Origin of the sequence: Acidicapsa dinghuensis, assembly GCF_025685685.1 — a bacterium.
GTDB lineage: Bacteria > Acidobacteriota > Terriglobia > Terriglobales > Acidobacteriaceae > Acidicapsa > Acidicapsa dinghuensis.
In genome coordinates this window covers 765091-777737 of the sequence record NZ_JAGSYH010000005.1, presented here as the reverse complement: position 1 = coordinate 777737, position 12647 = coordinate 765091, and the positions used below count along the sequence as shown (strand labels likewise).

11 protein-coding genes are annotated in these 12647 nt (G+C 58.3%); 4 read left to right on the top strand and 7 right to left on the bottom strand.

Translation table 11 applies throughout. The features are described 5' to 3' along the window. Nucleotides 1–8: 8 nt before the first annotated feature. From OHL22_RS18040 to OHL22_RS18025, 4 genes are all read right to left on the bottom strand, one after another. Nucleotides 9–449, bottom strand: a complete 441-nt coding sequence (locus OHL22_RS18040) for a hypothetical protein (protein ID WP_263340419.1) — start codon at nucleotides 447–449, stop codon at nucleotides 9–11. 31 nt (nucleotides 450–480) lie between these two features. Continuing rightward, nucleotides 481–2325 carry a DNA primase gene (gene dnaG, locus OHL22_RS18035; RefSeq protein WP_263340417.1) on the bottom strand — a complete coding sequence of 615 codons (1845 nt, stop codon included), beginning with the start codon at nucleotides 2323–2325 and terminating at the stop codon, nucleotides 481–483. Between the two features lie 266 nt (nucleotides 2326–2591). Beyond that, nucleotides 2592–2993 carry a VOC family protein gene (locus OHL22_RS18030; protein WP_263340415.1) on the bottom strand — a complete coding sequence of 134 codons (402 nt, stop codon included), beginning with the start codon at nucleotides 2991–2993 and terminating at the stop codon, nucleotides 2592–2594. Nucleotides 2994–3069: 76 nt separating this feature from the next. Beyond that, nucleotides 3070–4710, bottom strand: a complete 1641-nt coding sequence (locus tag OHL22_RS18025) for a GGDEF domain-containing protein (protein ID WP_263340412.1) — start codon at nucleotides 4708–4710, stop codon at nucleotides 3070–3072. 413 nt (nucleotides 4711–5123) lie between these two features. On the opposite strand from OHL22_RS18025, the gene OHL22_RS18020 reads away from it, so the two are divergent. Next, nucleotides 5124–6575, top strand: coding sequence for an MHYT domain-containing protein (locus OHL22_RS18020; RefSeq protein WP_263340409.1), 1452 nt, complete (start codon nucleotides 5124–5126; stop codon nucleotides 6573–6575). A 31-nt stretch (nucleotides 6576–6606) separates the two neighbouring features. Here the strand turns inward: OHL22_RS18020 and OHL22_RS18015 are convergent, their stop codons facing one another. Next, nucleotides 6607–9120 (bottom strand): ABC transporter permease, encoded by a 2514-nt coding sequence (locus tag OHL22_RS18015; protein WP_263340405.1) that lies wholly within the window; start codon nucleotides 9118–9120, stop codon nucleotides 6607–6609. A gap of 27 nt (nucleotides 9121–9147) precedes the next feature. Further along, the gene (locus OHL22_RS18010; RefSeq protein ID WP_263340402.1) at nucleotides 9148–9483 is read right to left on the bottom strand and encodes a PadR family transcriptional regulator; all 336 of its coding nucleotides are present in this window, start codon (nucleotides 9481–9483) and stop codon (nucleotides 9148–9150) included. A 255-nt stretch (nucleotides 9484–9738) separates the two neighbouring features. Between OHL22_RS18010 and OHL22_RS18005 the strand changes: the two genes are divergently transcribed. The 3 genes from OHL22_RS18005 (at nucleotide 9739) to OHL22_RS17995 (ending at nucleotide 11947) form a co-directional block, all read left to right on the top strand. Beyond that, a complete protein-coding gene (locus tag OHL22_RS18005; RefSeq protein WP_263340399.1) occupies nucleotides 9739–10077 on the top strand; it encodes a YciI family protein in 339 nt (112 codons plus the stop codon). A 102-nt stretch (nucleotides 10078–10179) separates the two neighbouring features. After that, complete coding sequence (locus OHL22_RS18000; RefSeq protein ID WP_263340397.1) at nucleotides 10180–10605, top strand: YciI family protein; 426 nt, start codon at nucleotides 10180–10182, stop codon at nucleotides 10603–10605. Nucleotides 10606–10645: 40 nt separating this feature from the next. Further along, nucleotides 10646–11947, top strand: a complete 1302-nt coding sequence (locus OHL22_RS17995) for an RNA polymerase sigma factor (RefSeq protein ID WP_263340395.1) — start codon at nucleotides 10646–10648, stop codon at nucleotides 11945–11947. Here OHL22_RS17995 and pdxH read toward each other — a convergent pair. Continuing rightward, nucleotides 11938–12573 (bottom strand): pyridoxamine 5'-phosphate oxidase, encoded by a 636-nt coding sequence (pdxH, locus tag OHL22_RS17990; protein ID WP_263340393.1) that lies wholly within the window; start codon nucleotides 12571–12573, stop codon nucleotides 11938–11940. The genes OHL22_RS17995 and pdxH overlap by 10 nt on opposite strands. Nucleotides 12574–12647 lie beyond the last annotated feature (74 nt).

Sequence of the window (12647 nt, the reverse complement as noted above, 5' to 3'; positions counted from 1 at the left end):
GCGCAAGCTTACTCTTTGGCGCGTTCCCGGTTGGCTTCACAAACTTCAGAAAACAGGTCGTGAAGCATATCCGTGTTCTCTGGGTTGATGATTGTTCTGCTCTCATCACCATCAACTGCAACTATCTCAAACACCCCCTCGAAGCTTCCGCCCGTTCCATCGATCAAATTTAAGAAATGAAAGGCGGTTGCTTCGGCGCACTCCTGCAGAAGCTCTTTCAATGTTTGTTGCCCTTCCTCATCCAATTGCACGAACCAAGCCGCCCGTCGCTGCTTGGCCAGCACGGCATCATTGAGCCACTTATCCAAATCAGTAGAGATTGGGTCTTGAGAATTACCTGCGGGCACTGGACGGGAGGAGCGCGGATTTTTCAGGGTCTTAAGAATATCTCCGACAGTTGGATCTACTGCCTCTCGCTTAACCATTTCCGCGAACATCCGGTTGTCCATTTTGTCTCCATGAGATAAAGGTTCTGAAAGACTATTCACCGCACTCCAGGTCGCGGAGTTTGCGCTCGAGTTGCAGGATTTCCTGCATCAGCCGGAGGGTTTCCGGCGAATTGGGGTCGGAGGCGGAACTGATGGCGGCACGCTTCTGGCCAAGGATCCACCGAAGAGCCTGGATCTCCAGGTCGCGGACGATCTCCATGTCTTGCTGATGGGTCTTCGTCAGTTCGCCGGCTTCGAGAAAAACCTTGCGCAGGAAAATCTTCTGCTCTTCGGTATCTCCTGTAATTTCAACATCCTGCTTCTGAGCGCGATTGACGAGGCGGTCAAAGAGTCCAGCGGGAAGATTGGGCAGAACATGGCGCTGCCAGTCCTCGCCGGATTGGGCGCGGGTCTTGTCGTCGAAAGCACGCAGGTTCTGGTGCAGTTCGGCATATTCTTCGGGTGATTTTTCGTCGTTGCAGGCGGATTCGACGAAGAAGCGCTCGAAGGGTAGCAGGCCTGCACTGTTGTTGTTTATCCCGCGCGGCTCGATGTGATCCTGGCGTTTCAATGCGGCCTGGCGCAGCTCTTCGCGCAGCAACGCTGAGTCGATGCCGAGCTTCTGCGCGGCATCATGAGCGAACTGGTCGCGCTCTAGCTTGTGAGGAATGCGCCGGATGTGCGGCAGCAAGTAATTCATTGCGTTGATCTTGTCAGCGGAGTTTGAGCCGGGATACTCGGCACGCGCCCGTTCGATGAGATAGTCAGCCTGGCTGCGTGCACCTTTGATGGCAGCTACATAAGCCTCAACGCCGCGTTCTCGAACGAAGCGGTCGGGATCAAGACCGCCGTCGAGGGTGATGATCCGGATAGAGAAGCCTTCCTCAGTAAGCAGAGCGATGGATTTTTCAGCGGCGTTGGAGCCAGCCAGATCCGGGTCGAAGTTGACGACCGCGTTCGTGGTCTGGCGCCGCAAGAGCGCTACCTGCTGCTCGGTAAAGGCGGTGCCGCTGGTGGCAATTACGTTCTGAATGCCCCGCATGTAGACAGAAATACAGTCCATCTGGCCCTCGACCAGAAGGGCGAACTCCATGGCGCGCATGGCGGCTTTGGCCTTGTCCAAATTAAACAAAACATGGCCTTTGGTATAAAGCGGTGTCTCCGGCGAGTTGAAGTATTTGGGACCGGCTTTTTCTCCTGCGGGCTGGCTTGGCGAGTCGACCAGGCGGCCGGTGAAGGCGATGACACGGCCGCTTTCATGGCAGATGGGGAACATGATGCGGCGGCGGAAGGCGTCGTAGAGCTTTGCCGGTGGGGGTGGACCACCTTCCTGGTCTTTCCATTTGAAGAGACCGCTGGCGCGCAGAGTTTCGGGATCGAACTGGCTGGCGAAGCGGTCGCGCAGGGCGTTGAAGTTGTCGGGAGCGTAGCCGATGCGGAAGGTTTTGACGGCTTCCGGAGTGACACCTCGACCGGAGAGATATTCGCGGGCGAGAGCGCCCTCGGGAGAGCGTAGCTGCTCTTGAAACCAGACGGTAGCGGCTTCGTGCAGGTCGAGGAGTTTGCGGCGCAGGCCAGCTTCGGCGGCTTCCTCGGCGGAGTGGAACTCCTTTTTCGGCAAGGGGATACCGCACTTCTGGGCTACAGCTCGGACGGCTTCGGGAAAGGTCAGATTCTCGATTTTGGCGACAAAGCTGAAGACGTCTCCGGACTGGCCGCAGCCGAAACAGTGGTAGAACTGGCGGCTGGCGTGGACAGAAAACGAGGGCGATTTTTCCTTATGGAAAGGGCAAAGGCCGTTGTAGTTCTGCGCTCCGGCTTTGCGCAGGCGAATGTAACCGCCGATGATCTTGACGATGTCGGCATGCTGCTTGACGGTCTGGGCGAAGTCGGACACGAGGGTTCTGTGCTTGCGTGGAATTACCGGTTGCAGGTTCAGAATAGAGCTTGCGGGGATGTGGGTTCAGAGAACCGGAATGCTGCATTGTGCAAAAAGACGGCGGAATCGCTGTTTCCACTGCGCAATCGGCGTCGAGCAATGTGCAATCGCTGCGCGGCAATGTGCAATCGGCGTGCGACGTTGCGCAATCGGTGCGTGACGATGCGCAATATTTGTCGCACGCTGCGCAATCCGCGTCAGCACGATGAACAAAAGCTGAGCCGTCAGGCGGATGGGCTTTGGCTGAGGCTGAGGACATTGCCGAAGGGGTCGCTGAGCCACGCGACCTGCGTACCGCCGGGAGCAGTCCAGATGGCGAGCGGGTGCGTGTCGTTCATGCCAGGGTAGCGGTTGAAGTGGACTCCCGCATCGAGCAGGCTCTGGATCTGACCGGCGATGTCTGCGACGTGCCAGCCGAGGATGGTGAACGGCTGCGGTTTGAACTCGCCGACAAAGGTGGCTCGGAGGGTGATGCCGTTCAGATCGAAGACAAGGGCGAAGGGCGTTTCATCGGAGAGCAGCGTGAGGCCGAGCTGATCGCGATAGAAGGCGAGAGCTTTGTCCTTGTCTGTGATGGGAACGAACGCGACGAGAGGGGCAGAGGCGAGCGATGCGGCGGCAGTCATGGCGTAGCCAGAGTACACGGTTTTCTGTTGTGAGAATGGAAAATTGCGGCGCAATTGAAGTGCGAGGAGTCTGGTTTCAGGCGGGCGAGCCGAGGTCGGCAGCAGCGCGGCAGAGGAGAGTGTTCGAGAGCCCATCCGCTTCTGGACGGATACCCGGAGATGGCTGCGCTATGCCGTGCGAAGGGATCATGCCGATGGCCTGGTCTTTGCCTGATTCCTTGGCCTGAATGAGGGCTTGATCGGCGAGATTGAGCACTTCTTCATAGCTGAAAGCGTTCACGTTGTCTTCAAGCCATGGAAAGGCCGCCCAGCCGATGGAACAGGTGCGGCGGAGGGTTTGGGTAGTATTGACAGCGAAAGGCTCGGTGCGCACAGCGCGCATGACACGGAGAGCCAGCGCGTCGGCAAATCTGCGATCCGCTGAGCGGGAGACGATGAGAAACTCTTCCCCGCCCCAGCGCATGAGGACATCGGTAGCGCGGATGGCGGACTGGAGGCGGCGCGCCGTTTCCACAAGAACGCGGTCGCCGGCGTCGTGGCCGCACTGGTCATTAACTTCCTTGAAGTTATCAAGGTCGATGAGATAGAAGATGAGGTCGCGCGTGGAGTGGTCCGCGCTTTCGGTAAAGGCGCGCAAGGTACGGGCGATATCGCTCTCGATGGAGGTGGAAAAGAAGCGGCGATTTCGGATGCCGGTGAGAGGATCCGTCATCGACGCCTCTTCGAGGATGTGGTTTGTCTGACGAAGATCCTGATGGAGGCGATGCTGTTTGAGGAACATCAGAATCGCGAGAATGAACATCGTGATGGCGGTGAGAACGATGCGGAAGTGAACAATGGCGGGCGGCTGAGAACGATCATTCACAGCAGCAACCACGATAACCGGCAGGGACAGAACTGCGACGACCGCGAGCCGGGACAGCCAGGAGTTGTAGCGTTGATCCTCGTCGGTTTCTAGCGTGGGGGTGAGATCGCGCGAGATGACCGCGACGATCAGGAAGAAGACAAAGGAAGCGGCAAAGGGAACGTCATACCAACTGCCGTTGTAGTAGGTTTTGGCTTCGATGGCGGTGTTTTCGGCGACTACAGAGAGGCAGTTGAGCGTGGAGGCCGCGAGGAAACAGGCGTAGAACCGCTTCCATTGGCCTGAGCTTTGCAGGAACAGCGGCACGAGAACCGCGAGCAAGATGACAAACTGCGCGAGATAGAGACGGTCGAAGTTGATGTTGTACTGCGCCGGGTCTTCGGAGACATATATCCAGCACATGACGAAATAGAGATAGATGTAGATCCACCAGAGCATGAGCTGGAGGAAGTCGAGAAAACCAAGGCGGATGCTGCGCGTGGATGGCAGCAGGTGAGGCCGGAGCAGCAGACCTGCCAACATTGGCACGCCAGCGAGAAAGAGGATGACGTCTCCTGGGAACATCTCAGGCATGGGCCGGCGCAGGATCACGTCATAGAGCATCCAGAAGCACTGATCCACCAGCCAGAGGAACCAGCCGAGCGATTGCAGTATCCAGACGGAACGGAGACGCCCCTGGCTGGCGAGGGCGTTGCGCGCAAATGCGATGACGAGCAGCAGGATGAGCACCGTGCTCACAACGTCGCTGACGGCAGTAAGTATGAGACCACCAGGGAGAAATGCGGATGCACAGGCCTGAGCGAACGCCAATGCCGCCGCGGCGCCGATCCATAACCTGGAACTGGCCTGCACAGATACCCCCTTACAGCACTCTCATGATTTTTATGAGCCTGGCAGCGATCTGGAGATCTGACTCTGCCGGGAAAAAACGCCGAACAAGGGCTAAGCCATCGACCGGACCGATCACAAAAACCTTAGTTCCAGATTCTAGGGTAGATACAACAGGATTGAAGTGATGAACAGCACACATCCACGGTATTTTAGTGCTGTCTGTACATATGAAGCACCATTCCGGGAAACTGGCGGTTGCGATCTCGCCGAGGAATGATCTAGTCCAGCAAAACGATCTAACTAAGGCAAAATCTGGCTGGCTGAAATTGATGCGATGAAACCGGCAAGAAAATGCAGGAACCTATAATGATTGCAAGCGGAACGATCCCGAGCCGGAGTTCCCTGTTCGCTCCAGCTCATTTCGAGGATATTGCTTGCCGGGCCACTATGATTCCTGGACGGTTTTTCTCTCGTTCCTGACGGCATGCCTTTCGGGGTTTGTGGCGTTTGAGTCCGTCGACCATACGCGACGCAGTTCGAAGCCGCGCTTGTGGGTGCTGCTGGCCGGAATTACGCTCGGCCTGGGCATCTGGTCTATGCACTTTCTGGGCATGATGGCGTGGCACCCGCCGTTTCCGCTGTATTACTCCATTCTTCCTACGCTGATATCAGTACTGGTTGCGATTGGCGCTTCATGGCTGGCGCTGCGGCTGGTGACAGAGGAAGTTTCGGAGCGCTCGAAGCTGGTAGGCGCGGGCATTGTTGGGGTGGGCATCTGTGCGATGCACTATATCGGCATGTCGGCGCTGACGTTTGATGGGCCGGTGCACTGGATGGCAGGCTGGGTGATTGCTTCGCTGGTGGTTGCGATCACGGCGTCGTGGGCTGCAATCGAGTTGCTGGCGCAGAGCGGCAGCGGCATCAACAGTCTGGGTCGCCAGATTGGCGCATCTGTTGGCATTGGCGTTGCAATCTGCGGCATGCACTACGTGGGCATGCAGGCTTTTATGATTGGCGGAAACAGCCGGTCTGTAGCCGGACCGTGGTCATTGAATGGGCAGATACTGGCGCGGGTTGGCGTGGGCAATGCAATGCTGATAACGCTGGCGCTGCTGGTGGTTTCGTATCACGAGAAGACGGCCTGGATTCAGATGGTGACGGCGGCGCGCTCGGAAGCGGACCGGCTCTCGGCCGCAGGCAAGATTGCCGCATCGGTGGCGCATGAGATCAACAATCCATTGGAGGCGGTGACCAACCTGTTGTATCTGGCGCAGATGGGCCAGATAGGAGAAGCCGAGCAGCAGTATCTATCGATGGCGCAGGCAGAGCTGAAACGCATTGCCGCGATCACCGCCCATACGCTGAAGTTTTACCGGCAATCGAGCTCGCCGGGGCCAACATCGGTTCCTGAATTGTTCGAGTCGGCGCTTGCGCTGTTTCATAAGGCGCTGACACGCTCTGGCATTATGGTCGAGAAACAGTGGCCGGATGAAGTGCCGCAGATAGTTTGCCGCGAGGGCGAGATACGCCAGGTGATTGCCAACCTGGTAAGCAACGCGATTGACGCAATGCCGATGGGTGGCATGCTGCAGTTGCGTATAGCGGTAGGGCGTGAGGATTTGGAGATCTCGGTTTCCGACACAGGCAAGGGAATTACGCCCGACGTGCAGAAGAGGATGCTTGAGCCTTTTTTTACGACGAAAGGATTGGGGGGCACAGGGCTTGGCCTCTCGATCAGCGCGGAGATCGTGGCGCGGCACGGTGGCAGATTCGGCTTTACCTCCGCGAGTGATGGCGCGGCATCGGGAACACGCTTTCGATTTACTCTGCCGCTTAAGCCGGTAGACGCGATTGCGCAGAAGATGGGACAACGGACGACAACCTAATTTGCAATCTGCTCATTGATAGCGGCGATTCTTATTCGTAACGCAAAATCGTGGCAAGCTGCAGACGCAGAGCGCGGGCCGCAGGCAGCAGCATCGCCAAAGCGATCATGATGCCGATGAGCGCAATGGCTGTGATGTAGCTGAGGGGATCGAGATTGTCGATGCCGAAGAGCACCATGCGCAAGAGCTTTGAGCCAAACGCGGCGAGGGTAATTCCAGCAAAGATACCGATGGCAACCGGCCAAAGAAATTGATGCAAGACCGCGCTGAGCACTGCGCCGGGACGCGCGCCGAGTGCGATGCGGATAGCGATCTCTTTGGTGCGCTGAGTGACAACGAAGGCGACGAGGCCGATGATGCCGACGGCGGAGATAGCGATGGCAACCATGCCGACGAGACTGATGATGCCGGCGACCTTCTCGATGCCATTGACGTTTTGGAGATAGAGAGCCTTGAGCTGGCGAATCTCAGGGAAGACGGATTGGTCGAGATTGCCTGCGATCGATTTTATGGTCGGCGTGAGCGAGCCGGGCGAACCAGCGGCGCGAAGGATGATGACCATGTCAGGCATATCGCCGGGCTGCATTGGCCAGTATTGTTCGACTGCGTCGTCATCGTTGAGGGCGTTGATATGCGCGTCGCCCGCGACGCCGATGACGGTGCTCTTGTCCGGGTCATCGCCCACGGTTTGTCCCAGGGGATTCTGGCCGGGCCATTGCTCTCGTGCGAAGGACTGACTGACGATGACAACGTTCTTTTCGCCGGGATGGAATGTGCGGCCTAGCTGCATGGGAATGCCCATGGTCTGAAAGAATTCGGGCGCGATCCAGTTGGGATAGATCATCACCTTGCGGTTGTTGATCTCGGTGGTTTCGCGATCGGTCACATGGCCGAGCGGTGGCATCTTGACGAGCGAGACGGAGAGCACGCCGGGGGTGGCGCGAAGGCGGCTTTCCATTTCGGCGAGGTAGGCCTGCGAGGATGAATTGGAATAACCGTGGCGGCTGAGATGTGGATCGACGGAGACGATCTGCTCGTAACCGAAGCCGGGATCGGTATAGAGCGCATGCAACGCTGCACGCATCATGAGTGAGGCGATGATCATGAGGACTGAGCTGCCGGCGATCTGGATGCCGACGAGGATCTGGCGGGCAATGGTCTTGTGCTGCTTCTGACGCGCGATCTGAATGGCGGGCATGAAGCCGAAAGAGACAGATGCTACTACGGTTGCGACGACGGTGAAGAGGAGCACGCGCCAGTCGGGCGTGGGGCTGATCCACTTGGGCGCATCAAGCTGCGCGAGCGTGATGCGGAGCACAATGTAAGCGAGAACGATGGCGGCGATAGAGCCGAGAACAGCAAGCATGAGGCTCTCTGTGCAGAGCTGACGGAAGATGCGCCAGCGGCCCGCGCCAACGGCTACACGAATGCCCATCTCATGCTGGCGTGCGACGGCTCGCGCGGTGACGAGGCCTCCGAGATTGGCGCATGCGATGATGAGGATCAGCAGCGTCAGCACGCCAATCATGACGGCTACGCGATACATCTCCGGTTGCATGACCTGCAGATGGCCGCCCGGAGAGATAAAGATGAACTCGTCCTTCCAGACAGCATCGGGGTGATCGCGGCGAATAGCGTCGGTGAGAGCGCGCAGCTCCTGCGCCGCGGCAGCGGCAGTGACGCCGGGTGCTAGCTTGCCCCACATGCGGATGCTGGAGTTGGTCCAATCCTCAAGCACTTTGCTTTTGGCGATGAAGTAGGGTTGCTGCGCGACAGGAATCCAGATGGAGGGGCCCTGACCTCCGAGCGTGGCGACGTCGTAGGGCTCAACGCCGACGATGGTAGCGGGCTTGCCGTCCAGATGGATGACGCGGCCGACGATGCTGGGGTCGCTGTCGAAGCGATGCTGCCAGAGGAAATACGTGATGACTACTACGGGGGATGCGCTGGGGCTGGAGTCGCGCGAGGGATCGAGCATGCGGCCGAGAGCAGGTATAGTGCCAAGTTCGGTGAAGTAGTTAGGCGTGACAAACGAGACGGGTGTGGGTTGCACGTCATTGTCTAACTGCATCGGGGGGATGCCGAACACAGCTATGGCAGCAGAGAGTGTGTGTGCGTGGTCGCGATAGAACTCATAGGAGGGATAGGCCATCTCGCTGGTATAGGCGTTGGGCGAGCGACGCTCAAGGCGCACGATGCGATCAGCATCGCGTACAGGGAGCGGCTTGAGCGCGAACATGTCGAAGAGGCTAAAGGCCGTGACGTTGATGCCGATACCGATGGCGAGAACGAGGACAGCCATGAAGGTGAATCCGGGGGAACGGCGCAGGATGCGCGCGCCGTAGTGAAGATCCTGCACGAGACGGTCGAGCCATGTCCAGCCCCAGGCTTCGCCGGCGCGCTCGCGCATCAATTGCGGATTGCCGAAGTTTTTGCGTCCGGAGCGGGCGGCCATTTCGCGATGGAACGCCATCTCGTCCTGGAGTTCCTCATCGAGACGCCGCCGATGGAACAAGTAGTAGATCTGGCGGAATAGCTCTTTCATCGGCGGACCCTCCTGTGAGATGCGTGCTTATGCGGTGCGAAGAACTTCCTGAATAGCCTGGGTGATGCGGTCGTAACTGGAGAGCTCGGCTTTGAGTTGCGAGCGGCCTTCGCGGGTGAGGCGGTAGAAGCGGACCTGGCGGTTGGTTTCGGAGACGCCCCACTCAGACTCAACCCAACCTTTGCGCAGCATCTTCTGGAGCGTTGGATAGAGCAGGCCCTCCTCGACGGCGAGGACTTCGCTGGATAGAACGTGAATGCGTTGGGCGATGGCATAGCCGTGCAGAATTCCCGATTGAAGAACGCGGAGAACGAGCATGGGCAACGCGCCTGCAGGACTTACGACATCATTCCTATCGATCATAGGCATAACAATATTATGGGTATGAAAAATATGTCAAGAGACAAGTTTCGAGTGCGAGTGTGAAAGACGTATCGATGGTTAAGGAAAGGAGTGGCTTTTCAAAGGAAAGTAGCGGCAAGAATGATCGTGTGGGATACTCGTGAAATTTTTTTTGTAGTGGTTGTCGATTTTGAGTTGGCCTGGACGTTGTCAATATGAAGCCGGGGAGAAGCCAGCAGGTGGATTCCGGCAAATCATGAGAATGGAGAGTTTTCAATGCGATTTCTGAGCATCTACAAGTCCCCTGAGCGCGACACCCCGCCAACGCCCGAAGAGATGGCTTCTATGGGCAAGCTGATCGAGGAATGGATGAAGGCCGGCAAACTGCTGGGTACGGAAGGCTGCATGCCGAGCGCGCTGGGCGCACGCGTGCGCGTGGAGAATGGCGCGTTCACCGTGAAGGACGGTCCTTTTACGGAAGCGAAAGAGGTTGTCGGTGGATTTGCGATTCTGGATGCGCCTTCGAAGGAAGCTGCTATCGAGTACGTGAAGGAGTTTCTGAAGCATACGGGCGTGGGTGAGTGCGAATTGCGCCAGCTCTATGACATGGGGTGATCGGTGTAAATAATTTTTGATGAACGCGGCTCCTCTGATGCGTTGAGACAGCGGAGTCGCATTTCAGACACTGATATTTTTTGTACGAACAAGGAGATGACGATGCGGTTCATGGTGATTGTGAAGGCGACGAAAGATTCGGAAGCTGGGATACCGCCGGACGCGGAGATGCTGGAGGCAATGGGCAAGTTTAATGAAGAGCTGGTGAAGGCCGGCGTCATGCTTGCCGGTGAAGGTTTGCAGGCTAGCTCAAAGGGCGCGCGGGTGCGCTTCCTGGGAGATGAACGGACGGTGATCGATGGGCCGTTTGCCGAAACGAAGGAACTGATTGCGGGCTTCTGGCTGTGGCAGGTGCGGTCTAAGGAAGAAGCAATTGAGTGGGTAAAACGCTGCCCTGCGCCGTTTCGTACCGAGTGCGAGATCGAGATCCGGCAGGTATACGAAATAGAGGACTTTGGGCCAGATGTGCCGAAGGAGACACTGGAGCGGGAAGAACGGTTGCGAGCTCAACTGACCAATCAGAAGTGAGTTTGCCCGGTCAGTGCCCGGCGTGATGTGATCGATTGGCATGTCGAACGCCGATTTGCATCGCGCCGTAGAGGCCGTCTGGAAGATGGAGGCCGCAAAGGTGATTGCCGGACTCACACGCATGGTTCGCGATGTGGATCTGGCAGAAGACCTGGCGCAGGAGGCTCTGCTGATTGCGCTGGAGAAGTGGCCGGTCTCGGGCATTCCTCCCAACCCTGGGGCGTGGCTGACGGCTACGGCTAAGAACCGCGCGATCGATCATTTCAGGGCGACTGAACGCAGTGGGCGCAAGCATGAAGAGATTGGCCGCAGCCTGCTGGAAGTGGAGCGCACGCCGCCCGATTTCGACACTCCGCTAGATGACCCGTTTAACGACGATGTGCTGCGGTTGATCTTCGTTGCGTGCCATCCTGTGCTGTCAACGGAAGCGAGAGCTGCCCTGACGCTGCGTGTGGTTGGCGGCCTGACGACGGATGAGATCGCGCGGGCTTTTCTGCTGCCGGAGCCGACGATTGCGCAGCGTATTGTGCGCGCAAAGAAGACGCTGACTCAGAAGCGTATTCCGTTCCAGGTGCCGCGCGGGTTGGATCTGGCCGCAAGACTGTCGTCGGTGCTTGAGGTGGTTTACCTGATCTTCAACGAGGGATATGCGGCAACATCGGGTGCCGAGCTGATGCGGGTTTCTCTTTGCGAAGAAGCGCTGCGGCTGGGGCGCATCCTGGCGGAACTGGAGCCACGCGAGCCGGAGGTGCATGGGCTGGTGGCGCTGATGGAGATGCAGGCCTCGCGATTGCGGGCGCGTACGAATGCGGCCGGAGAGCCGATTCTGTTGCTGGATCAGAACCGTGCTCAGTGGGATTGGCTATTGATTCGTCGCGGGCTGACGGCACTGAAGCGCGCCAACGAGATTGCGGCTGCGAGAGGACCGTATCTGATACAGGCGGAGATTGCTGCGTGTCATGCGTGCGCGGTACGCGTGGAGGATACAGATTGGAGGAGAATTGTTTCGCTCTACTCTGAGCTGGGCCAGGTTATGCCATCTCCGGTGATTGAGCTGAACTATGCAGTTGCGGTGAGCATGGCGGATGGGCCGATTGCCGGTCTGAAGCTGATTGACGATCTGATGGAGGAGCCGGCGTTGAAGAACTACCATCTGCTGCCCAGCGTGCGCGGCGATCTGCTGGCGCGGCTTGGACGGCATGAGGAGGCTCGGCTGGAGTTTGAGCGCGCCGCTGCGATGACACGCAACGCACGGGAGAAAACCCTGCTGGCGGAGCGGGCACGCTTGAGTGCTGAGGCTGTACTGCAGAAAAGCATCGAGACGCAGGTAGGTCAGGGATAGAGGCGGGTTTTTAGCCATCCGTCGCCGCCGCGAGTAAATAGAAAACGGTCGTGGAGGCGGTTGGCGCCGTCGATCCAGAACTCGATGGATCTGGGATCGAGACAAAAGCCACGCCAATAGCCGGGACGTGGAATTTCGCCGGGATGCGTATCGGCGAAGGCTTCGAAGCGCTGCTCCATCGTTGCACGGTCGGCGAGTGCGCGGCTCTGGTCTGAGACGGCTGCGCCGATCTGGCTGGCTCGGGAGCGGCTGTGGAAATAGGTATCGCTTTGCTCTGCGTTTAGCCCGGTGATAGAGCCTTCGACGCGGATCTGACGGCGGAGAGACTTCCAGTGAAAGCAAAGAGCCGCGTGGGGGTTGGCGAGGAGCTCGGAGCCTTTGCGGCTTTCGCCGTTGGTGTAGAAGCAAAAGCGTTGGTGCGCAGTGGGCTTGACGAGAACCATGCGTACGCTGGGGATGCCGCCTGGCGTGCTGGTGGCGAGGGCCGCAGCTGTGGGGTCGTTGGGCTCAGTGGCCGTGGCGCGGTTGAGCCAGAGGTCGAAGAGGGCGATGGGATCGGTGGCGCTTTCGGCGAAGAAGGTTGAGAGTGGATCAGCCGTATTGTCCGGATCGCGCAGTGTGGTCACGATGCGATTGTAGATTGTTGCTCGATCAAAGCGACCCAACTGGTGGTTCGAGTGGTGATTGATCTTCCGCCAAT